This is a genomic window from Tistrella mobilis KA081020-065 (assembly GCF_000264455.2).
Lineage (GTDB): Bacteria > Pseudomonadota > Alphaproteobacteria > Tistrellales > Tistrellaceae > Tistrella > Tistrella mobilis.
The window spans coordinates 2,756,278-2,777,958 of record NC_017956.1; the positions used below are offsets into that span (position 1 = coordinate 2,756,278).

Sequence of the window (21,681 nt, forward strand, 5' to 3'; positions counted from 1 at the left end):
CCCTGAGGGGCATGCTCTCAGACAGGCGATCTGGGAGAAGGCGAGAGGCGGATCAAGAGGGGGAAGCCGGCGATCCGCGGCGGGGCGCGAAGACCCGGGTCTGCCGGCGCGGCCTGGTCAGGCCGGGCAGGTCGGCCCCCAGCGCATCGGCAAGCGTCGGCCCGTCGGCGCTGATCAGGCGGCTGGCCTCTGCCTCGGCGCGGCCGATATGGCGCAGCCGTTCCGGGTGCCAGGGGGTGGGGGCAACATCGGCGGCATGGCGCGGCGTCTCGGCGCGCCGCCGATCGCGCAACAGGGCCCGGACCAGGGCGCGGGCCGCGCGGGGGTCCAGCCCGTCGGGCCCCGCCATCTGGGGGCGCGGCTGCGCCATCGGCTGGGGCAGCGGGCGCTTGCGCGCAGCCGCGGCGATTTCTGCCGCCAAACCGTCCGGCCGCCGCGCCCTGGGTGCCTCGGCCGGGGCCGCCCCCGGCCGGCCGACGATGCGGTCGGCGACCTCGTCACGCCGGACCCGGCGTGAGGGTTCCCACCGCGCCGGGCGCCCGGGGCTGCCCGCCGGCGGCACATCACCCGCCGACGCCAGCCCCTGGGGCACCGGCGGCAGCTTCACCTGGGGCTGGGCGGGCGGCAGGGGCGGCGGCACCCGGTCGCGGGCGGCGCGCCGCTCGATTTCGGCCGCCGCCGCGGCCGACATGCCGCTGCGGGTGCGCTCCGACAGGCCGCGCAGTTCGCGGCCCAGCATCTCAAGCTCGATCTCGCTGCCGATGCCGCCGTCACGGGCCAGGCGCCAGGTCTCCAGCCCGCCGATCAGCGCGTTCAACCGGTCCAGCTCCAGGCTGCCGAGCCCAGCCCAGACCGTTTCCATGAAGCGCTCCACCACCTGAGGCAGCGGCCGGAGCTTCAGGGTCGCTGCGTCGACCCTGAGCAGGTCGGGCGCGCGCGGACCGACATCGGTGACGACGAAAACCGCCGGCATCAGCCGGCCGCGGCCGGCTGCGGCGAATTGTCCGAGGGCCAGGAACAGCAGGGCGTGAAGCTTGGCCGGGGCCAGGACACGGCCGTCATTGCGGGCCCTCTGCATCAGCCAGCCGGCGACGTCGTGGCTGCTCTCGACAGCGATCCGCATGGTCTCCCGCCCCTCTGCAGTTTCCGCAGGCTTGCCCCCTTGCAGGGTCAGTATAGGGTGCCCAACTTAACCGCGACTTAAAATTCGCAGCGAAACGGGCTGACCCGGATGCCGGGGCTGCCGCCCGCCCGGCGTGACAGTTTTTAGAATTCTTCTAAAAAGGCTCTTGCGCTGCCCCGCACCGACTGATATACCCGGTTCGACATCGATTGGAACCGTTCTAAAACGAACCGGGCGGTTCCAACGATCAAGACCCCGAGTTGCCGCCCCCGGGCCGGATGTCCGGGGGCATCCTCCAGAAACGAGAGGCAGGATCCATGCTGACCATCGGTGATAAGTTCCCGTCGTTCAAGGTCAAGGCGACCGTGTCGACCGACCTGAAGAGCGCCTTCTCGGAGATCGACGAGAACACCTATGGGGGCAAGTGGAAGGTCTACTTCTTCTGGCCGAAGGACTTCACCTTCATCTGCCCGACCGAGATCGCGGCCTTCGGCAAGCTGAACGGCGAGTTCGAGGATCGTGACGCGGTCGTGCTCGGCGGCAGCACCGACAGCGAGTTCGTGCACCATGCCTGGCGCGTCCACAAGGAAGAGCTGAACGACCTGCCCTTCCCGATGCTGGCCGATGTCAGCCATGCGCTGTGCAATGCGCTCGGCATCCTCCACAAGGAAGAGGGCGTGGCTCTCCGCGCCACCTTCATCGTCGACCCGGACAACATCATCCGTCACGTGTCGGTGAACGATCTCGACGTGGGCCGCAACCCGCAGGAGATCATCCGCATCCTCGACGCGCTGCAGACCGACGAACTGTGCCCCTGCAACTGGCAGAAGGGCGAGGACACCCTCAAGGTGGCCTGATCCTGCGGATCCGGTCGGCGGTGCGGGATCCCGCACCGCCGACCCCCGTCTTGCCCTTGCCTGCCCCGGCGTCCGTCGCCCCTACCTTCCACCCCCCCTTTCCCCACCACCCCTTTCCATCCTCCCGGACAGCCGCGTCGAGCCCCGGCCGGATTGCGCATGCGCATAGATCGCGCGCAATCTGATCGTGATGAAGATATCTGGCTCCGCAGCTTTCCACCCGTCCCAAGAGCGCCGCGCCTCCGGCCGCGCTGAAGCCCCACCCATCTGAAATCCCCAGGAGAGTCGAGATGTCGATCGAGCAGCTGCGCGGCGCGCTTCCGGATTACGCCAAGGATCTGAAGCTCAACCTCGGCAACGTGCTGCAGTCGGAGAATCTGACCGCACAGCAGCTCTGGGGCACCGCCCTCGCCTCGGCGCTCGCCGCGCGCAACGCCACCGTGATCCGCGCGATCGCGGCCGATGCCGACGCCCAGCTCAGCCCCGAGGCGCAGAAGGCCGCCCGGGCCGCCGCGGCGATCATGGGCATGAACAACATCTACTACCGCTACACCCATCTGGTGTCGGACAAGGAATACGCCTCAATGCCGGCGAAGCTGCGCATGACCGTGATCGGCAAGCCCGGCGTCGACCATGCCGATTTCGAACTGTGGTCGCTGGCGGTCTCGGCGATCAACGGCTGCGGCATGTGCATGGACAGCCACGAGAAGGTCGTCCGCGACAAGGGCATCAGCCGCGACGGGGTGCAGGATGCCATCCGCATCGCCTCGGTCGTCCATGCCGTGGCCGCCACCTTCGACGCCGAAGAGGCCCTGGCCGGCTGATCCCGGCCACCGCCCGCCCCGGTTTCAGCCCCCCGCCCGCCGGTGCCCCCGCATCGGCGGGCGGGGGTTTTTTCGTCCCTGAAGGTTGACATTCGCGGCCGAAGCCCCAAGTCTGGGACACGTTTTTCGGACGAACCGCTCAAGGACAATCTGTGGCGCGACAATCCCGGCCGATCAATTCGGCCTGCATATGTCACGCTCATGACACGTGAACCTGCCATGATCTTCCACTAGTCTCTGTGGGGATCGGGCAGTGATCGTCTTTGATCAGCTCGCCCGAAGCTCTTTGACGCTTTGGACCGTCGGACCATTGCCGGACATCTTTGGCAGTGGCCGCGTTGCTACACGTCGGGTTCCTGGCAGACGCCCTGTCGCCGGACCGAACGTGCGGGGCCCGGCATGGCCCGGCTCACATTCTCGCGCACCGGTGCGCCCCGTCTTCCCTTCCCGTCCCCGACCACCGGCAACGGTCCCGCCCCCAGCGGGAACCGGTCCGTCCGCGTCTTCGGATCATAGGAGGATGGAGACAGACATGTGCGGCTTCAGCGGCGAGATCAGGTTCGACGGCACGACGGCGGATGTCGGGGCCGTGGCACGCATGACCGCCGCGATGGACAGGCGCGGCCCGGATGCGTCCGGGATCCACGCCCAGGGGCGGATTGCGGTCGGCCATCGCCGGCTCAAGATCTTCGACCTCAGCGAACAGGCCCAGCAGCCGATGATCGATGCCGGGCTGGGCCTCGGCCTGGTCTATAACGGCGCCATCTACAATTACCGCGAACTGCGCGCCGAGCTGGAGGCGATGGGCTTCGCCTTCTTCTCCACCGGCGACACCGAGGTCATCCTCAAGGGTTATCGCGCCTGGGGCCCGAAGGTCGTCGACCGGCTGGCCGGCATGTTCGCCTTCGTGCTGTGGGAACGCGATACCGGCCGGGTGCTGATGGCCCGCGACCGCCTGGGCATCAAGCCGCTCTATATCGAGAACCGGGGCCGCACGCTGCGCTTCGCCAGCACCCTGCCGGCCCTGCTTGCCGGCGGCGGTGTCGACACCGCCATCGACCCGGTGGCGCTGCAGTTCTATCTCCAGTTCCACGCCGTGGTTCCGGCGCCGATGACCATCCTGAAGGGCATCCGCAAGCTGCCGCCGGCCACCCGCCGGATCATCGAGCCCGACGGCACCGCCCGCGACGAGATCTATTGGGCACCCGATTACGGCCCGCGCGCCGATGAACGCGATCTCTCTTTCCAGGACTGGCAGGCGAAGGTGCTCGACACCCTGCGCACCGCCGTCCGCCGCCGTCTGGTCGCCGACGTGCCGGTGGGCGTGCTGCTCTCGGGCGGGCTGGACAGCAGCCTGATCACCGGGCTGATCGCCGAGGCCGGGCAGAAGGACCTCAAGACCTATTCGATCGGCTTCGACGCCGCCGGCGGCGAAGAGGGCGACGAGTTCCGCTGGTCGGATGTCGTGGCCGCCCATTTCGGCACCGATCACCATCAGATCCGGGTCTCCGCCTCGGAAACGCTCGAAGCCCTGCCCGATTGCGTGGCGGCGATGAGCGAGCCGATGGTCAGCCACGACGCGGTCGGCTTCTACCTGCTGTCAGAGGCGGTCTCGCGCGATCTGAAGGTGGTGCAGTCGGGCCAGGGCGCCGACGAGGTCTTCGGCGGCTATCACTGGTATCCGCCGATGCTGGCCGCCGGCGACGAGGCCGCGGTCGAGACCTATGCCCGCCATTTCTGCGACCGCCCCCATGACGAATATCTGGGGCTGGTGCGGCCCGAACACCGGGTCGACGAGGACCATGCCCGCCGTTTCGTGGCCGAGCATTTCGCACAGCCCGGCGCCACGCGCCCGATCGACAAGGCGCTGCGCATCGACAGCAACATCATGCTGGTCGACGACCCGGTGAAGCGGGTCGACAACATGACCATGAGCTGGGGGCTGGAGGCGCGCGTGCCCTTCCTCGACCATGAACTGGTCGAACTTGCGGCCCGCGTGCCGGCCGAGATGAAGGTGAAGACCACCCCCGACGGCCGCCATCTGGCCCAGGGCAAATATGTGCTGGCAGAGGCCGCCCGCGCCGTGATCCCCCATGCGGTGATCGACCGGCCCAAGGGCTATTTCCCGGTACCGGCGCTGAAGCATCTGGAAGGCCCCTATCTGGAGATGGTCCGCGCCAGCCTGGGCAGCGAGGGCGCCCGGTCGCGCGGCCTGTTCGATCAGGCGGCGGTCGACCGGCTGCTGGCCGATCCCAAGGCGTATATCACGCCGCTCCGGGGCTCCAAGCTCTGGCAGCTGGCCCTGCTCGAACTCTGGCTCGACACCCACGGCATCCGCGGGTGACCCGACCATGGCCGACGCACCCGCATCCACCGGTCCCGGCCTCCCCCGCCGCTCCGAGATGACCAGAAAGGCTCCGGTCGACATGACGCGCCGCCAGAACCGCGACACCCGCCCCGCGCGGGATACCCGGCTGGATCGACGATCCGGCCCCTCGCTCGCCGGCCGCCAGGCCCATGGCACCGCCTTCAGCCGCCAGGAGGCGACGGTGGACATGGGCTGGGGCCGGCTGATCTTCGGCCAGACCTTCGACGACAACCGCCACCTCGCCGATGCCATCCGCATGGAAGAGGAAGGCAAGCGCGATGTGGCGCTCTATCTGGCCGAGCCCCATGTCCTGCTGTCGCTTGCCCCGCAGGAGCTGTTCCTCGACCCGTCGCACACCTACCGGCTGTGGATGGACCGCTATCGCCCGGCCCCGCCGCGGCGGCGCGGCTTCACCATCCGCCGGGTGCGCACGGCCGAAGAGGTCGCCGAGGTCAACCGGATCTATGCCGCGCGGCGCATGGTGCCGGTGCCCGAAGACATGGCGCTGGCCTTCCGCCGGTCTCGCACCGTCACCCAGCTGGTGGCGGTGGAGACGGCCTCCGGGGCGATCATCGGCACGGTGATGGGTGTCGATCACGTCCAGGCCTTCGGTGATCCGGAAGGCGGCTCCAGCCTCTGGGCGCTGGCGGTGGATCCGCAGGCCTCTCTGCCGGGGGTGGGCTCGGCGTTGACGCTGCATCTGGCCGGGCATTTCCTCGCCCGCGGCCGCGCCTATATGGATCTCTCGGTCATGCATGACAATGCCGAGGCGATCGCGCTTTACGAGAAGCTGGGCTTCCAGCGGGTGCCGGTGTTCTGCGTGAAGCGCAAGAACCCGATCAACGAGAAGCTGTTCATCGGCCCCTCGCCCTCGGACGCGCTCAACCCCTATGCCCGGATCCTGGTCGACGAGGCCCGGCGCCGCGGCATCGCGGTCGAGGTGCTGGATGCCGCCCGCGGCTATTTCACCCTCACCTTCGGCGGCCGCGCGATCACCTGCCGGGAAAGCCTGACCGAACTGACCAGCGCCATCGCCATGAGCCGCTGCCAGGACAAGCGCGTCACCCGCGACGTTCTGGCCGAGGCGGGGCTGTCGGTGCCCGAACAGGTCACCGCCGCCGACCTCGCCCGGGCCGAAACCTTCCTCGCCGCCCATGGCCGGGTGGTGGTGAAGCCGGTGGATGGCGAGCAGGGCCGCGGCGTGCAGGTCGACATCCGCGATGCCGACACCCTGGCCCGCGCCTGCCGCGCCCTGTCGGAACAGGGTGTGGCGGGCGTGGTCGAAACCTTCGTCGAGGGCGAGGATCTGAGAATCATCGTGATCGACGGCGAGGTGGTGGCGGCGGCGATCCGCAAGCCGGCCGAAATCACCGCCAACGGCACCGATACCGTGCGCGCGCTGATCGAGGCGCGATCGCGCCGCCGGGCCGCCGCGACCGGCGGCGAAAGCCGGATCCCCATGGATGCCGAAACCGAGCGTGCAGTGACCGAGGCCGGCTGGACCATGGACGACGTGCCGCCGGCGGGCGAGGTGATCCGGGTGCGCAAGACCGCCAATCTGCACACCGGCGGCACCATTCACGACGTCACCGCCGAGCTGCATCCGGCCCTGGCCGAGGCGGCAGTCCGCGCCGCCCGGGCACTGGACATTCCGGTGGTCGGCCTGGACTTCATGGTCCCGGCCGCCGATCAGCCGGATTATTGGATCATCGAGGCGAACGAGCGCGCGGGCCTTGCCAATCACGAGCCCCAGCCGACCGCCGAACGTTTCATCGACTTCCTGTTCCCACAGACGGCCACCCGCCGGCGCAGCATGCCGGCCCAGGCCGAGGAGACGGCATGAACGACGCGACCCGACGCCATCGGGATGGACATGGCCCCGAGGCCGGCATCCGCATCGATCGCGACTACCTGCTCGACACCCTGCTGGCCCTGCTGAACACGCCCAGCCCCTCCGGCTATACCGACGGCATCGTCCACATGGTCGGCCAGGAACTGGAGCGGCTGGACATCGAATTCGATCTCACCCGCCGCGGTGCCATCCGCGCCGTGCTGCGCGGGCGTGAACGCCATCCGGCCCGGGCGCTGGTCGCCCATCTGGACACGCTGGGCGCCATCGTGAAGCGCCTGCAGCCCAATGGCCGGCTGTCGGTCGTGCCGATCGGCCACTGGTCGGCGCGGTTCTCGGAAGGCGCCCGCTGCACCATCTTCACCGATGACGGCCGCCATCGCGGCACCATCCTGCCGCTCAAGGCATCGGGCCACACCTTCGGCGGCGAGATCGACAAGCTGCCGGTCGGCTGGGACTATGTCGAACTGCGCGTCGATGCGCTGGTCGACAACGAGCGCGATCTCGAAGCCCTCGGCATCCGGGTGGGCGACATCATCGCCGTCGACCCGAACCCCGAAATCGGCCCCAATGATTTCATCAACAGCCGCTATCTGGACGACAAGGCCGGTGTCGCCACCCTGCTTGCCGCCGCCGAGGCGGTGCAGCGCTCGGGCGTGAAGCCGCCGGTCGACACCTATCTGCTGTTCACCATCTCGGAGGAAGTCGGCTCCGGCGCCTCGTCGATCCTGCATGGCGAGATCGCCGAGATGGTGACCATCGACAACGGCACCACCGCCCCGGGCCAGGCCAGCCGCGAGACCGGCGTCACCGTCGCGATGATGGACAGCGCCGGCCCCTTCGACTTCCACCTGACCCGCAAGCTGCTGGCCCTCTGCGCCGATAACGGCATCTCGCATCAGCGCGACGTCTTCCGCCATTACCGTTCCGACAGCGCCTCGGCCATCGAGGCGGGCAACGATCTGCGCACGGCGCTGGTCTGTTTCGGCATCGATGCCTCGCATGGCTACGAGCGGATCCATCGCTCGGCGCTCGACGATCTGGCGAAGCTCGAAGCGCTCTATATGTTGAGCGAGCCGACCTTCAAGCGCGATGCCAAGCCGCTCGGCCCGCTGACCGGCTTCCCGGTGCCGCCCGACTGGGACGAGGAGGAAACGGCCGAACGCCTCGGCACCCCCGCCCCGGCAGAGAAAGCCGCCGAGCCCCACAAGTGACGGCCGTAAGATGACGGGTGCACCCGACGCCCCGCCCTTTCCCCAAGGGCGGGGCGTTCTTATATTCCGAAACAACACTTCTGCCATGACGAATTGCCGGGCGCCCCGGCTTGATCCCCATCGATCGCCATTGGTAGGATGCGACAGAAAAATTTTCCGGCGTCGCGCCGCAGAATGTGCCGCGGCGCAGAACAGACGGGATCCCTCAGATGACCATCATGAACGGCTTCGCCGATGCCATCGGCAACACGCCGCTGATCAAGCTGCGCAAGGTGTCGGAGCGCACCGGCTGCACCATTCTCGGCAAGGCGGAGTTCATGAACCCCGGCGGATCGGTCAAGGATCGCGCGGCGCTCTATATCGTGCGCGATGCGCTGGAGCGCGGGGCCCTGCGCCCGGGCGGCCGGATCGTCGAGGGCACCGCCGGCAATACCGGCATCGGCCTGGCGCTGGTCGGCAATTCGATCGGCTGCAAATCGACCATCGTCATCCCCGAGACCCAGTCGGAAGAAAAGAAGCAGACCCTGCGCATGCTGGGCGCCGATCTGGTCCAGGTGCCGGCCGTCCCCTACAAGGACCCGAACAATTACGTCCGCGTGTCGGAGCGCCTGGCGAACGAACTGGCCGAGAGCGAGCCGGGCGGCGCGGTCTGGGCCAATCAGTTCGACAATGTCGCCAACCGCCGCGCCCATTTCGAGACCACGGGCCCCGAGATCTGGGAGCAGACCGGCGGCCGGATCGACGGCTTCGTCTGCGCGGTCGGCACCGGCGGCACGCTTGCCGGCATCACCATGGCGCTGAAGGAGCGCAACCCGGACATCCAGTGCTGGCTGGGCGATCCCATGGGTTCGGCGCTCTATTCCTGGATCACCACCGGCGAGTTGAAATCGTCGGGCAGCTCGATCAGCGAGGGCATCGGCCAGGGGCGGGTCACCGCCAATCTGGAGGGCGTGAGCTTCGACGGCGCCGTGCAGGTGACCGATGAAGAAAGCCTGCCCATGCTCTACGACCTGATCTCAGAAGAAGGGCTGCTGCTCGGCGGGTCTTCGGCGATCAATGTCGGCGCGGCGGTGAAGATGGCCGAGGCGCTGGGCCCCGGCCACACCATCGTGACCATCCTCTGCGACAGCGGCCAGCGCTATACCAGCAAGCTGTTCAACGCCGAATTCCTGCGGTCGAAGAACCTGCCGGTCCCCTCCTGGCTGGACCGCTGAGCCGTCTCGCGGCAAGCTCCGGTTTCCCCCGTTCGAAACCGGAGCGTGTCCATGCCTGCCACCGATCCTGTCTTCCGTAACGATCCCTACGCCCGAAGCTGCACCGCCCGCGTGGTGGCCGTCACCGAAGACGGCGGGGTGATCCTGGACCGGAGCGTCTTCTACCCGACCGGCGGCGGTCAGCCGGGGGATTCGGGCCGGCTGACCGATGCGGTCGGCCGGGTCTGGACGGTGACCGAGGCGGTGAAGGGCCGGAAACCCGAGACCGGCGGGGAGCCCGACGAGATCATCCATCGCCTGGACGCGACAGGCGCCGAGGCGCCGCCCGCCATCGGCACCGAGGTTACCGCCGAACTCGACTGGGAGCGCCGCCACGCCCATATGCGGCTGCACACCTGCCTGCATCTGCTCTCGGCGATCGTGGTGGCGCCGGTCACCGGCGGCCAGGTCGGCGCCGATCGCGCCCGGCTCGATTTCGACTGGCCTGATGCCACACTCGACAAACAGGCGATCACCGACGCGCTGAACGATCTGATCCGGGCCGATCATGCGGTCGAAACCGACTGGATCACCGATGCCGAGCTGGATGCGGCGCCGCATCTGGTCAAGACCATGTCGGTCCAGCCGCCGCGCGGTGCCGGCCGGGTGCGGCTGGTCAGGATCGGCGCGGGCACGGCCGGCGCCGACGCCCCTCATGTCGATCTTCAGCCCTGTGGCGGCACCCATGTCGCCCGCGCCGGCGAGATCGGTGCGGTAGAGGTGGTGAAGATCGAAAAGAAGGGGCGCCAGAACCGGCGGGTGGTGATCGCCTTCGCCGGCTGATCAACCGACGGCCGCGGTGCCCCGCGCCACGGCCGCCAACTGCGGATCTTCAAGGAATTCGGCATTGCGCGCCCGGATGGCGGCGCCGTCGTCGTCATAGAGGAAGGGCAGGCAGGCGAAGCGGCGGCCGCGGGTCACGGCCAGGGCCTCGTGCAGCAGGCTGCACGAGAACACCACCGCGCCGCCGGTGGGCGCCCGATAGCGGCGGTCGCCGAATTCGGGGAAGCGCAGCTCGCCGCCCTCATAATCTTCGGCATTCAGGTTGATGGTCACCGCGAAGCGGCGATGGGCGGTGCCGCGGGTGGTGTTGTCGCGGTGCGGGCGGAAATAGCCGCCCGCCCCGTCGCCGTCGTAACAGGCGACGATATAGCGCTCGATCCGCGTCGCCTTGTACTGGAAGGCCTTCTGCAGCTCCGGCAGCAGCCGGCGCTCGATCCGCGCCCGGATGCCGGCGCGCAGCGTCTCGTCTTCGATCAGACAGTCGGCGCGGCGCTTGTGACCGTAATCGCGCATCTCGACCGTGCGGCCGCCGACCTCGCGCATGAAGCCGCTCTCTTCGCCGCCCAGCCGGTCGTATTCGGCCATCAGCCGGCGGCAGAAGGCCGGCTCGAAGACGCGCGGCACCGCCAGCACCGGCGCCCAGGGCTGGCCGGCATCGTCGGCCGGCGCCACGGTCAGGATCCGCCCGTCTTCGGCGACCACACTGCCATGGGCGGCCGGCGCCGGCAGTTGCGCCACCAGATCCAGCAGCCGGGCCGTGTCTTCCATGCCGCCGGCCGCAACCACACGCAGGGTGGGGTCGAGCAGCAGCCAGTAGGGCCGGTAGGCGACATGGCCGCTGCGCGGATCTGCCGCAGGATCGATCGCCCGATAGCGGCGCGAGATTTCGCCATCGGCATCCGCGAAGGCATAGAAGCCCGGCAGATGCAGCGGCAGGCGCGCAGGCTGGCCGACCCGGTCGGCCGCATCCAGCGTCACGAAGAAACAGGTCCGCCCGGGATCGGCAAACAGCGGCGCAGCCCCGGCGATCGTCGCCACGGCGGCCTGAAGCTGCGGCACCGTAGCCGATCCCAGCAGCACCAGCACCGACCAGCGGCCGGCAACGGTGGAAAAGGCGAAGTTCGGATTGCCGGCACAATCCCCCTGGAACCAGGGCACCGGGTCGCCGGGCAGGAAGGGTAAAGTACGGGCCGCGGCAACAGCGGTGTCGGACATGGTGCAGGTCTCCGGGGGGGCCGTGAACGTGTGACGTTCAGAATGCAGGAGCGTCCCATCGCCGTAAAGCGGGTGCAAGAGCCGCGGGCGGCTGTGGCGGTGCCGCCGCGGGTCCGGTATCATGTGGCCGACGAGGTGGCGGGACGCAGCTCCGCACGGGCCGCGACACCTGCCCAAGATTGATTGAGCAAGATCAGACGAGACCGGCGCCGGCCGGGGTCGGGCCAGGCGCCATCGACCGATCCGGCCCGGGAAGAACCACGGAGGACGCTGCCCCCGATGCCCTACGCCAAGCCCGACGCCCTGGTCAGCACCGCCTGGCTCGCCGACCACCTCGATGCGCCCGATGTGCGCGTCGTCGATGCGTCCTGGTTTTTCCCGCAGGAGGGCCGCGATCCGCGTGCCGAGCATGCGAAGCTGCGCATCCCCGGTGCGGTGTTCTTCGACATCGACGAGATCGCCGATACCACCAGCCATCTGCCGCATATGCTGCCCGCGCCCGAGAAGTTCTCGTCGCGGGTCCGCCGGCTGGGCCTGGGCGACGGCGTGAAGATCGTCGTCTATGACGCGATCGGCCTGCGCAGCGCCGCCCGCGCCTGGTGGATGTTCCGCGTCTTCGGCCATGACGATGTCGCGGTGCTGGATGGCGGCCTGCCCAAATGGCTGGCCGAGGGCCGACCGGTGGTCGAGGAACGCCCCGAACCGCCGCGGGAACGGCATTTCACCGCCCGGGTCAACAACCTGCTGGTGAAGGACCGCCATCAGGTGGCCCGCGCCACCGGCGACGGCCGCACACAGCTGGTCGACATGCGCCCGGCCGACCGCTTCCGCGGCGAGGCGCCCGAGCCGCGGCCGGGCGTGCGGGCGGGCCATGTGCCCGGCGCGCTCAACCTGCCCTATACCGACCTGCTCGACCCCATGTCGGGCACGGTGCTGGATGCCGAACGGCTGGAAGCGCGGATCCTGGCGGCGGGCGTCGATCCGTCGAAGCCGGTGATCGCCATGTGCGGATCGGGCATCACCGCCGGCATGCTGGCGCTGGCCATGTATCTGCTGGGCAAGCGCGACGTGCCGGTCTATGACGGGTCTTGGGCAGACTGGGGGTCGGACGAAAGCCTGCCGATCGAACGGTGATCTCCGCCCGGACCATAAGGGTGCCGACCGGCACCGCACCGGCTGAACTCATGGTGCCGGCCAGAATAACCGCACCGGCGGGCAAAGCCGCCGCCGGTGCCGGTGCTCGTGTCCCCCGCTCACGCTGCCACCGACCGCAGGCCGCATCCGGCCTGCGGCGGTTCGTCTTCGTTCCGATGCCCGCAAGGGCCGACGGAACCTGCGGTTTCCGATACCGCCCGTCCGACCGGCCTGGTCTGACGGCTGGCCTGACCGGGTCGCGGGGCGATGGTCGCCACCGCGCGTGGAGAAAGCGTCGATGACGGAACTTGTCGTCACCTACTTCGAAATGACCTCGCCGCCGGACCGCCATGGACGTGGCAAGCTGCCCTCGGGGCAGTATGCCCTGCTCCGGGCCTGGAACATGCCGGTCCATTTCTACCGCTATCTGCATGCCGGCGCCCGGGCAAACCTGCTTCGCCCCGAACGCCTGGGCCTTGACGACGAGGCCATCGGCCAGATTCTCGCCGACGAGAAGATCGAGATCTTCGTGCTCTATGTCGCCGGCGTGCCTGCGGGCTTCGCCGAACTCGACCGTCGGGCCGAGGACGATTCCATCGAAATCGCGTATCACGGACTCATGCCTGAATATGTCGGCCGCAGCTTCCGCGGCTTCCTGCTCGACCAGGTGGTGGACATCGCCTGGAGCTATCATCCGACACGGCTCTGGGCGCGCTGCTCCAATCTGGACCACCCCAAGGCCATGCAGACCTATCAGCGCGGCGGCTTCGGCGTGTTCCGGCAGGAACGCAGCCCCATGCCGGCCGATCTGGCCCTGACCGGCAGCGATCGCGGCCGCAATGCCGGCACCGGCGGCCTGCTGACCGAGGGGACGGATCTGTCCAACATCGTGCCCGGCCCGGTGGGGGAGGCCCCGACATGACCATCGGCGAAACCTTCCAGACGGGTCCTGCCCCGGCGGGCCGCCGGGTGGTGGTGATCGGTGCCGGCCCGGCCGGTCTGGCCGCCACCGAAAAACTGCTCGCCCACGGCCTCCAGCCGATCGTGGTCGCGCCGGCCGACGACTGGGGCGGCCGCGCCTTCGTCGGCGCCTCGGAAGCCGATGCCGGCTCCCCCGCCGGCGATGTCGATTTTCTGCGCTTCCGCGGCCGCGCCGCCCGCATCCGCAGCGCCGTGCGCCTGATCACCGGCCATGTCGCCTGGGCCATCGAGGATGGCGCGGTGCTGCTGGCCGGCCGCGACGGCATTTCGCGCCTCGCCTTCGACCGTCTGGTGCTCGCCACCGGTGCCGAGACCCGGCCGATCCCGCTGCCCGGCGGCCAGCTTTCCGGCGTCACCGATCTGGGCACGCTCTACCGCGCCCCCGAACAGGCCGGCAACACCACCATCGGCCAGCGCCCGGTGCTGATCGGCGGCGGCCCCGGCCTTTACGAGGTCGCCGACCGGCTGGTGCGTGCCGGCCGCCGGCTGACCGCGGTCATCGACCTCGATCCCGACCCGTGGCGGCGCGGCCCGATCGGTGCCGAAAGCGGCCGCCCTGGCACCGGGCTCGGCCGCTGGCTACGCCTGGTAGGCCGCGACGTGCCGGTCCTGACCGGCATCACCCGTCTCAGGGTGGAAGGCGACGGCCATGTCGAGCGGATCATCGCCACCGACGGCCGCGGAGAGACCCGCGACATCGTCTGCGACACCGTGGGTGTCGGCCATGGCATGATCGCCGATCACCGCCTGCTCGCCTCGGCCGGCGTGGCGCTGGCTTTCGATCCCGACCGCCGGGCCTTCCTGCCCCAGCTGGACGCCGAAGGCCGGGTGCCGGAATGCCCCGGGCTCTATGTCGCGGGCGAGGCCGGCCCCCATCCGCGCCCGGCAGTCGCCGACCGGCTTGGTGCTGCGGCAGGGCTTGCCGTCGCCTCGGATCTGGGCATTGCAGAGGCCCGGATCGAACTGGCGCGGATGACGCCGCTGCTCTCGCACGACCGGCGCACCGGTGCCGAGATCGCGGTCGACCATCCCTACCCCACCGGCTGGGTTCTGGCCCAGGATGACGACGCCCCGATCGATCCGGCAAGCGGGCTGACGCTCGGCCGGCTGAAGCAGGTGGCGGCGCGCCATCGCCTGGACCGGCTGGGCCGGGCCGCGGCGGTGCTGGGCGTCGATCTGGCCCGCGCCGGCGGCCTGGGCCGGGCCGGCGTTCTGGCCGAACTGATCGCCGCCCTCGGCGCCCTGCCGCTCGCCGGCCTCGGCACCAGCCAGGGCGAAAGCCCGGCCATGCCCGTGCCGCTGGGCATGCTGGCCGCAGCCGGACGGGGACAAGTCAACGACATCACGGAGCGTGCAGGATGAGCCGGCTGGTGGATTGCGACGTCGTCATCGTCGGCGGCGGGGTGGTCGGCCTTGCAGCCGCGATCGGGCTGCGCCGGCAGGCCTTCCGGGTCACGGTGCTGGAAGCGACCGCCGGTGCCGGCCGCGATCTGGACGGCATCTGCGGGCTGATCGGCACCGAGGGCCGCGCCGCCCTTGCCCGCCTGCTGGGTGCGGACGAAGCCGCGGCCCTGGTGACCACGGCGACGGTGCCCGAAGGCGCGGCCGACACCCTGCCCGAAGGCCTGGGCGTTCTGGCCCCCGGCCTCTTCGCCGAAACGCTCAGCCGTCGCGCCCGGGAACGGGGCGTGGATCTGCGCGAGGGGGTGGCCGCGATCGGGGCCGAGGAAACCGAAGCCGGGTTCCGCGTTGCCTGCGCCCCCGGCTATGGCATCGCCGGCCGGCTGATGGCGATCGCCGCCGGCCCCGCCCGCGATACGGCCGGCAGCTGGCTGAAGGCCGATCTGCCGGTCCGTCCGGCGGTGTCGCTGCGCCTGAAGCTTCGTCCCGACCGGATCACCCCCGAAACCTGCCGCAGCCGGCCCAGTGACGTGATGCTGGCCGAAGACGGCCGGGCGGTGCTGCGCGGTACCGGCGACGGCGGCTGGCTGGTCGCCCTGCACGAAGACGGGTCGGTCGCGACCTCCGCCTCGGGTGCTGCGGCCCGCGCAGCCGCCCCGGCCGCCCCGCTGTCGCCCGACGAAATCGCCGCCGCCGCCGCCCGGGTCACCGCCATCCTGCCCGACACGGCCGGGCAGTTGTTGACCCGCATGTGGCGGGTGGCCGGTCAGGCGCCGGATGCCGCCGCCATGGCCGGGGCCGTGCCCGGCCGGGCGGGGCTGTTCGTCGCCGATGGCGGCGGCGACTGGGACATGGGCGCGGCGCTGATCGCGGGCGAGCGTCTGGCCGGGCTGCTCGCCGCCTGACCTTGTCAGGATCAGCCGTAAAGGAAGGGTCGGGCCAGATCGACCACCTGGTCCGGCGCTTCCATCGGCGCCAGATGGGCGGTGTCGAGCGTGACGAAATCGCGGGTGCCCGGCATGTGCCGGGCCGCGATCGCAGACATGTTCTGAAACACCGGATGCGACCGGGCGGTCTTGGCCACCAGCACCGGCACATGCTGGTCGTGCAGCAGCAGGAAGGGGTCGCCCGCCGGGTCGCCGCTATTGGCATTGCCCATGGCACGCGCGATCGGCCCCAGAATGTCGGCCTCGGTTTCCGGCTCGCAGGCCAGCACCAGCTCGGCGCCGTCGCGGCGGAACCCCCAATCCAGATAAAGATCCAGCGCCGCCGGCGTCACCACGTCGAAGGGCGGGCGCGAGGCGAAGCGCGCCCGTGCGGTCTCGCGGTCGGTGAAGCGCGGCTTGCGCCGACCGGCGGCCTCCACCAGGCCACGGCCGAAGGCCCAGCCTTCGGGCTCGGGTTCCACTCCGGCGCCCGGTTCGGAAATCGTGGGCTCGATCACCACCATCCGCCGGAACAGCTCGGGCCGGAGTGCGGCCGCCAGCAGCACATCGGTGGCGCCGGCCGAATGGGCCAGCACGTCGATCCCGCGCCAGCCCATGGCATCGGCCAGCGCGATCAGATCCAACGCGAAGGCCCGGAACCCGTAATCGCCGGGGGTACGGCCCGACGCCCCATGGCCGCGACGGTCATAGCTCCACACGCCCGAGGCATGGGCCGAAAGGTTCAGCGCCACCGGCTCCAGCGTCGCGCCGCAATAGCCGGTGCCATGGGTCATCAGCAGGGGCCGGCCGGCCGGATCGCCGCCGGGCCAGGACTGGACATGAAGAACCGGGCCGGAACCGGGATCGAACCGTCCGGAGGTGAAGCTGCCCGAAAGCGGGGACCCTTCGGCAGCCATGCCGGGCTCGGCCGGCCTGTCATCAACCATGGCGCGCATGCACTTAGTATCGCCCGAAGCCGGATGGCTGATCAAGCGTCGGAAAATTCTCCCGTCTCTTCAAAGACAAACCCCCGGCCTGGAACAGGCCGGGGGTCTGGATACAGCCAGAGGTTGCAGATCGCTCAGTGATGCAGGATCTGCCCCAGGAAGGCCTTGGTCCGGTCGTTCTGCGGGTTGAGGAAGAATTCCTCGGGCACGTTCTCTTCCACGATCTCGCCGCGATCCATGAAGATCACCCGGTCGGCGACGGTGCGGGCGAAGCCCATTTCATGGGTCACGCAGAGCATGGTCATACCGGTCTCGGCCAGCTCGATCATCACGTCGAGCACTTCCTTGATCATCTCGGGGTCCAGCGCCGAGGTCGGCTCGTCGAAGAGCATGACCTTGGGGTTGGTGCACAGCGAGCGCGCGATCGCCACGCGCTGCTGCTGACCGCCCGACAGCTGGCCCGGATATTTGTTGGCCTGATCCGGAATCCGCACGCGCTCCAGATAGGACATCGCCGTCGCCTCGGCTTCCTTGCGCGGCACCTTGTGGACCCAGAGCGGCGCCAGGGTCAGGTTCTCCAGCACCGTCAGATGCGGGAACAGGTTGAAGTGCTGGAACACCATCCCGACCTCGCGGCGGATGTTCTCCACCGCCTTGACGTCGTTGCTCAGCTCCACGCCGTTGACGACGATGCTGCCCTTCTGGTGTTCCTCCAGCCGGTTGATGCAGCGGATCATCGTCGACTTGCCCGACCCCGAGGGTCCGCAGATGACGATGCGCTCGCCGCGCGCGACATCCAGATTGATGTCGCGCAGCACGTGAAACTGGCCGTACCACTTGTTGACGTGATCCAGTCGGATGATGCTGTCGGCACCGCGGGCAGAGGCGACCCGCGGCCCGGCGGCCTCGGGCATCTCGCCGGCGGCCATGTCGGTCTGATTGGTCATCGGATCGATCCTTCCCTCAACGATGGGCACCGCGACCCAGATACCGCTCCAGCCACTGGCTGTAGCGCGAGATCGCGAAGCAGAAGACGAAGTAGACCAGCGCCGCGAAGACATAGGCCTCGGCGAAATAGGTCCGCCAGGGCGCGTCGTTCAGCGCCGCACGGGTCGCCAGCATCAGGTCGAAGATGCCGATGATGACCACCAGCGAGGTGTCCTTCAGCGTCGACAGGAACGAATTCACGGTCGACGGAATGCTGATCTTCAGCGCCTGCGGCAGAATGATCAGCCGCATCTTCTGCCAGTAGCCGAGGCCGAGCGCGTCGGCCGCTTCGTACTGCCCCTTGGGGATGGCCTGCAGGCCGCCGCGCACCACCTCGGCCAGATAGGCGGCCGCGAACATGATGATTGCGATCTGGGCCCGCAGCAGCTTGTTGATGTTGAGCCCTTCCGGCAGGAAGAGCGGGATCATGACCGAGGCCATGAACAGCAGCGTCACCAGCGGCACGCCGCGGATCAGCTCGATATAGGTCACCGACAGTGCCTTGATGATCGGCAGGTTCGACCGGCGCCCCAGCGCCAGCAGCACCGCGATCGGGAAGGCGATGCCGCAGCCGAAGACCGACAGCACCAGGGTGATCATCAGGCCGCCCCAGAGCCGGGTCTCGACCAGCGGCAGGCCGAAGACACCACCCCACATCAGCAGGCAGATCAGCAGCAGCGCCGCGATCCACACATAGACCAGCTTCCGGCTCCAGAACTTCCGGTAGCCGCTGGCGGCGACCAGGGTCACGAAGATCAGGATGGAGGCGAGCGGCCGCCACTGTTCCTCGTAAGGATAGGTGCCGAACAGGATCAGGCGGTACTTCTCGCGGATGAAGGCCCAGCAGGCCCCTTCCGCCGCCTTGCAGGCCTCGGGCGCAGCACGGCCCCAGACCGCATCGACGAAGGCCCAGTCGATCAGCCCGGGCAGCCACGAAATCAGCGCCCAGGCGATGGCCACGGTGATCAGCGCGTTGTACCAGGTGTTGAACAGATTGCCGCGGATCCAGGCGATGGGTCCCACCGTCGCCGCGGGCGGCCGTTCTGCGGCCGTCTTTTCCGGTATGGTCTGAGCGGTCATCGGCCTAGCGCTCCACCAGCGCGATGCGCTTGTTGTACCAGTTCATGAACGCCGAGATCGACAGGCTGACCGTCAGGTATGCCAGCATGATCAGGGCGATGTTCTCGATGGCCTGACCGGTCTGGTTCAGGGTCGTATTGGCCACCGACACGATGTCCGGATAGCCGATCGCGACCGCGAGCGAGCTGTTCTTGGTCAGGTTCAGGAACTGGCTGGTGGTCGGCGGCACGATCACGCGCAGGGCCTGCGGCAGGATGATCAGCCGCATGGTGACGCCGGGCTTGAGGCCCAGTGCGGCAGCCGCTTCCCACTGGCCCTTGCCGACCGCCTGAATGCCCGACCGTACGGTTTCGGCGATGAAGGCAGCGGTGTAGAGCGTGAGGCCCAGCGTCAGCGCGGCAAATTCCGGCGAGACCGAGACGCCGCCCTGGAAGTTGAAGCCGCGCAATTCCGGCATGTCGAGCGCAAGCGGCGCGCCCATCACCGCCCAGACCGCGACCGGCAGGCCGATCAGCAGGGCGAGCGAGGGGATCAGCGTCTTCGGCCGGTCGCCGGTCGCCGCCTGGATCCTGCGGGCACGGGCCAGCAGGAAGCGCACGGCCAGGATCGCGACGATGAGCGCGATCAGCGCCCCCCACCAGGCAGGATGGTCGGCCGGGGCCGGCATCTTGAAGCCGCGATTGCTGAGGAACACGCCCTCGATCGGCTGCAGCGCCTGGCGTGGCGCCGGCAGAACCTCGGTGATCAGCCCGTACCAGAAGAACAGCTGCAGCAGCACCGGGATGTTGCGCAACGTCTCGACATAGATCGTCGCCAGCTTGGCGAGCAGCCAGTTGCTCGACAGGCGGGCGACACCGATCACCACGCCGATCAGCATCGCGAATACGATGCCGATCAGCGACACCTTCAGCGTGTTGACCACGCCCACCCAAAGGGCACGGGCATAGGTGTCGGTCGCATTGTACGGAATGAGAGACTCGCCGATCGCAAACCCGGCCTCGCGGCTCAGATAGTCGAAGCCGGTCTGGATGTTGCGGGTGGCGAGATTGTGCAGGGTGTTGCCCACCAGATACCAGCCGATGGCAATCACGATTGCCATGGCGATGATCTGGAACAACACCGCACGCACGCCAGCGTCGTTCAGCATCGAACGACGGGGCGGCGTGCCGTCCGGGGCGGAGGTGCCCGGACGGCGGCTGGTGTCGGTCATCGGCTCTGGAAGCCCTTCGCTCGTCGCGGATGCGTTACGGCGGCCGGGGTCCACCGGTGGCACATCACGAACAGCAGCCCGAGACGGCCGAGGGGGCCGTGATCAGCCGATCACGCCCCCCCTCAGACCTGTTGGGTCGCCGGCCCTCGGCGGTCGCCGGCGCCACCATGCAGGCGATCAGCGGATCGGGTCGGCGTACAGCACGCCGCCGTCGCTCCACTGCGCGTTCAGGCCGCGCTCCAGCTTCAGCGGGCTTTCGGGGCCGACATTGCGCGAGAAGATCTCGCCGTAATTGCCGACCTGTTTGATCGGGCGATAGGCCCACTCGTCGTCCAGGCCCAGCGTCTGGCCCATGCCGGGCGAGGTGCCGAGGATGCGGCGCACGACCGGGTTCTCGGACGAGGACTTCATCTCGTCGACATTCTTCGACGAGATGCCGTATTCCTCGGCCTCGATCAGGGCGTTGCGGACCCACTTCACGATGGTGAAGTACTCGTCGTCGCCACGACGCACCGCCGGTGCCAGGGGCTCCTTCGAGATCGCCTCGGGCAGGATCACGTGATCTTCCGGGTTCTGCGCGTTCACCGACCGCAGCGCCGCAAGGCCCGAGATGTCGGTGGTGTAGGCATCGCACCGGCCCGAGAAATAAGCCTTGTAGGATTCCTCGAAGCTCTCGAACACCACCGGCTGCAGCTTCATGCCATGGGCACGGAAGTAGTCGGTGAGGTTGAGCTCGGTGGTGGTGCCGGACTGAACGCAGACGGTGGCGCCGTCCAGTTCCTTGGCGCTGCTGACGCCCGCGGCCTTGGTGATCAGGAAGCCCTGGCCGTCGTAGAACCAGGTACCGACGAAGAACAGGCCGAGCGAGGCGTCGCGGGTCAGCGTGTTGGTGCTGTTGCGCGACAGGAGATCGATTTCACCCGACTGCAGCGCGGTGAAGCGCGCCTGGGCCGACAGCGGCACGAACTGGACCTTTTCCGCGTCGCCGAGGATGGTGGCCGCGACCGCACGGCAGAAGTCGGCGTCCATGCCGCTCCAGCGGCCGGTGCTGTCCGGCGCCGAGAAGCCCGGCAGACCGGTGTTCACGCCGCAGCGCAGCGTGCCGTTCTTCTTGATCGCGTCCAGCGTCGCGCCGGCATGGGCGGGCGCGCCAAGCGCCGCGACGGCGACGGTAGCCGCAAGCGCGGCCACGAAGGTCTTGATCGACATGTGTATCGCAAAGCCCCTCATCTGCAGGTCGATGCCGCCTGATCGGCGGACTCCGGACGCACACATGCAGCCCCCAGGGCCCGCGATGCAAAACGTCCGTCCGACATGCGTCGTTTCGAGCGGAGCACGGTTGTCCGGCGGCCCTCCCGCCGGATCCGCGGAGCGCGCCCCCCCGGACGCGTTCCTGAAAGCTCCACATCTTCCCCTGTTCGTTGGTAGCACACCGGTCAATCGTCATGCAAGCGTGCGCCCTGAGGCATCGAGCCGGGTTGTCAGCGGCGGCTGCGCGCGTTGAAATGCGCCCGACGGCGCAAGGCCGC

18 protein-coding genes are annotated in these 21,681 nt (G+C 69.0%); 11 read left to right on the plus strand and 7 right to left on the minus strand.

The genetic code is table 11. From position 1 onward, the window contains the following. Window positions 1–52 precede the first annotated feature (52 nt). Complete coding sequence (locus TMO_RS29475; protein WP_014746012.1) at window positions 53–1,123, minus strand: hypothetical protein; 1,071 nt, start codon at window positions 1,121–1,123, stop codon at window positions 53–55. 317 nt (window positions 1,124–1,440) lie between these two features. On the opposite strand from TMO_RS29475, the gene TMO_RS12585 reads away from it, so the two are divergent. From TMO_RS12585 to TMO_RS12615, 7 genes are all read left to right on the plus strand, one after another. Beyond that, window positions 1,441–1,980: a peroxiredoxin gene (locus TMO_RS12585; RefSeq protein ID WP_014746013.1), complete on the plus strand. Its 540-nt coding sequence runs from the start codon at window positions 1,441–1,443 to the stop codon at window positions 1,978–1,980. A 290-nt stretch (window positions 1,981–2,270) separates the two neighbouring features. After that, on the plus strand, window positions 2,271–2,804 hold the full coding sequence (locus tag TMO_RS12590) for a carboxymuconolactone decarboxylase family protein (protein WP_014746014.1): 534 nt from the start codon (window positions 2,271–2,273) through the stop codon (window positions 2,802–2,804). A 532-nt stretch (window positions 2,805–3,336) separates the two neighbouring features. Then, on the plus strand, window positions 3,337–5,148 hold the full coding sequence (locus TMO_RS12595; protein ID WP_014746015.1) for an N-acetylglutaminylglutamine amidotransferase: 1,812 nt from the start codon (window positions 3,337–3,339) through the stop codon (window positions 5,146–5,148). A gap of 82 nt (window positions 5,149–5,230) precedes the next feature. Further along, complete coding sequence (gene ngg, locus TMO_RS12600; RefSeq protein WP_145978130.1) at window positions 5,231–7,015, plus strand: N-acetylglutaminylglutamine synthetase; 1,785 nt, start codon at window positions 5,231–5,233, stop codon at window positions 7,013–7,015. After that, a complete protein-coding gene (locus tag TMO_RS12605; RefSeq protein ID WP_014746017.1) occupies window positions 7,012–8,235 on the plus strand; it encodes an osmoprotectant NAGGN system M42 family peptidase in 1,224 nt (407 codons plus the stop codon). Before ngg ends, TMO_RS12605 begins: the two co-directional genes overlap by 4 nt. Window positions 8,236–8,444: 209 nt before the next feature. After that, window positions 8,445–9,449 (plus strand): cysteine synthase A, encoded by a 1,005-nt coding sequence (locus TMO_RS12610; protein ID WP_014746018.1) that lies wholly within the window; start codon window positions 8,445–8,447, stop codon window positions 9,447–9,449. A gap of 51 nt (window positions 9,450–9,500) precedes the next feature. Further along, window positions 9,501–10,271, plus strand: a complete 771-nt coding sequence (locus TMO_RS12615) for an alanyl-tRNA editing protein (protein ID WP_014746019.1) — start codon at window positions 9,501–9,503, stop codon at window positions 10,269–10,271. Here TMO_RS12615 and TMO_RS12620 read toward each other — a convergent pair whose 3' ends face one another. Next, window positions 10,272–11,486 (minus strand): 2OG-Fe(II) oxygenase family protein, encoded by a 1,215-nt coding sequence (locus tag TMO_RS12620; protein WP_014746020.1) that lies wholly within the window; start codon window positions 11,484–11,486, stop codon window positions 10,272–10,274. Between the two features lie 279 nt (window positions 11,487–11,765). Between TMO_RS12620 and sseA the strand changes: the two genes are divergently transcribed. From sseA to TMO_RS31690, 4 genes are all read left to right on the plus strand, one after another. Beyond that, on the plus strand, window positions 11,766–12,620 hold the full coding sequence (sseA, locus tag TMO_RS12625; RefSeq protein ID WP_014746021.1) for a 3-mercaptopyruvate sulfurtransferase: 855 nt from the start codon (window positions 11,766–11,768) through the stop codon (window positions 12,618–12,620). 298 nt (window positions 12,621–12,918) lie between these two features. Then, entirely contained in the window at window positions 12,919–13,542 is a 624-nt protein-coding gene (locus TMO_RS12630) for a putative acetyltransferase (RefSeq protein WP_014746022.1), read from the plus strand. After that, window positions 13,539–14,963, plus strand: a complete 1,425-nt coding sequence (locus TMO_RS12635; RefSeq protein WP_014746023.1) for an FAD-dependent oxidoreductase — start codon at window positions 13,539–13,541, stop codon at window positions 14,961–14,963. The genes TMO_RS12630 and TMO_RS12635 overlap by 4 nt, the downstream gene beginning before the upstream one ends. Then, window positions 14,960–15,907 (plus strand): FAD-dependent oxidoreductase, encoded by a 948-nt coding sequence (locus TMO_RS31690; RefSeq protein WP_014746024.1) that lies wholly within the window; start codon window positions 14,960–14,962, stop codon window positions 15,905–15,907. Before TMO_RS12635 ends, TMO_RS31690 begins: the two co-directional genes overlap by 4 nt. 11 nt (window positions 15,908–15,918) lie before the next feature. Here TMO_RS31690 and TMO_RS12645 read toward each other — a convergent pair whose 3' ends face one another. The 5 genes from TMO_RS12645 to TMO_RS12665 all read right to left on the minus strand — a co-directional run bounded on the left by TMO_RS12645 (window position 15,919) and on the right by TMO_RS12665 (window position 21,361). Beyond that, complete coding sequence (locus TMO_RS12645; protein WP_014746025.1) at window positions 15,919–16,884, minus strand: alpha/beta fold hydrolase; 966 nt, start codon at window positions 16,882–16,884, stop codon at window positions 15,919–15,921. 125 nt (window positions 16,885–17,009) lie between these two features. Next, window positions 17,010–17,789, minus strand: coding sequence for an amino acid ABC transporter ATP-binding protein (locus TMO_RS12650; RefSeq protein ID WP_051045512.1), 780 nt, complete (start codon window positions 17,787–17,789; stop codon window positions 17,010–17,012). Window positions 17,790–17,838: 49 nt separating this feature from the next. Continuing rightward, on the minus strand, window positions 17,839–18,942 hold the full coding sequence (locus TMO_RS12655; protein WP_014746027.1) for an amino acid ABC transporter permease: 1,104 nt from the start codon (window positions 18,940–18,942) through the stop codon (window positions 17,839–17,841). 4 nt (window positions 18,943–18,946) lie between these two features. Continuing rightward, a complete protein-coding gene (locus tag TMO_RS12660) occupies window positions 18,947–20,152 on the minus strand; it encodes an amino acid ABC transporter permease (protein ID WP_014746028.1) in 1,206 nt (401 codons plus the stop codon). A 177-nt stretch (window positions 20,153–20,329) separates the two neighbouring features. Continuing rightward, window positions 20,330–21,361, minus strand: coding sequence for an amino acid ABC transporter substrate-binding protein (locus TMO_RS12665; protein ID WP_014746029.1), 1,032 nt, complete (start codon window positions 21,359–21,361; stop codon window positions 20,330–20,332). Window positions 21,362–21,681 lie beyond the last annotated feature (320 nt).

Coding starts and splice junctions, on each gene's coding strand:
- TMO_RS12650 (WP_051045512.1), bottom strand. CDS start 17,789: ATGCCCGAGGCCGCCGGGCCGCGGGTCGCCTCTGCCCGCGGTGCCGAC.
- TMO_RS12645 (WP_014746025.1), bottom strand. CDS start 16,884: ATGCGCGCCATGGTTGATGACAGGCCGGCCGAGCCCGGCATGGCTGCC.
- TMO_RS12665 (WP_014746029.1), bottom strand. CDS start 21,361: ATGTCGATCAAGACCTTCGTGGCCGCGCTTGCGGCTACCGTCGCCGTC.
- TMO_RS12615 (WP_014746019.1), top strand. CDS start 9,501: ATGCCTGCCACCGATCCTGTCTTCCGTAACGATCCCTACGCCCGAAGC.
- sseA (WP_014746021.1), top strand. CDS start 11,766: ATGCCCTACGCCAAGCCCGACGCCCTGGTCAGCACCGCCTGGCTCGCC.
- TMO_RS31690 (WP_014746024.1), top strand. CDS start 14,960: ATGAGCCGGCTGGTGGATTGCGACGTCGTCATCGTCGGCGGCGGGGTG.
- TMO_RS12595 (WP_014746015.1), top strand. CDS start 3,337: ATGTGCGGCTTCAGCGGCGAGATCAGGTTCGACGGCACGACGGCGGAT.
- TMO_RS12610 (WP_014746018.1), top strand. CDS start 8,445: ATGACCATCATGAACGGCTTCGCCGATGCCATCGGCAACACGCCGCTG.
- TMO_RS12585 (WP_014746013.1), top strand. CDS start 1,441: ATGCTGACCATCGGTGATAAGTTCCCGTCGTTCAAGGTCAAGGCGACC.
- TMO_RS12605 (WP_014746017.1), top strand. CDS start 7,012: ATGAACGACGCGACCCGACGCCATCGGGATGGACATGGCCCCGAGGCC.
- TMO_RS12635 (WP_014746023.1), top strand. CDS start 13,539: ATGACCATCGGCGAAACCTTCCAGACGGGTCCTGCCCCGGCGGGCCGC.
- TMO_RS12620 (WP_014746020.1), bottom strand. CDS start 11,486: ATGTCCGACACCGCTGTTGCCGCGGCCCGTACTTTACCCTTCCTGCCC.
- ngg (WP_145978130.1), top strand. CDS start 5,231: ATGACGCGCCGCCAGAACCGCGACACCCGCCCCGCGCGGGATACCCGG.
- TMO_RS12655 (WP_014746027.1), bottom strand. CDS start 18,942: ATGACCGCTCAGACCATACCGGAAAAGACGGCCGCAGAACGGCCGCCC.
- TMO_RS12630 (WP_014746022.1), top strand. CDS start 12,919: ATGACGGAACTTGTCGTCACCTACTTCGAAATGACCTCGCCGCCGGAC.
- TMO_RS29475 (WP_014746012.1), bottom strand. CDS start 1,123: ATGCGGATCGCTGTCGAGAGCAGCCACGACGTCGCCGGCTGGCTGATG.
- TMO_RS12590 (WP_014746014.1), top strand. CDS start 2,271: ATGTCGATCGAGCAGCTGCGCGGCGCGCTTCCGGATTACGCCAAGGAT.
- TMO_RS12660 (WP_014746028.1), bottom strand. CDS start 20,152: ATGACCGACACCAGCCGCCGTCCGGGCACCTCCGCCCCGGACGGCACG.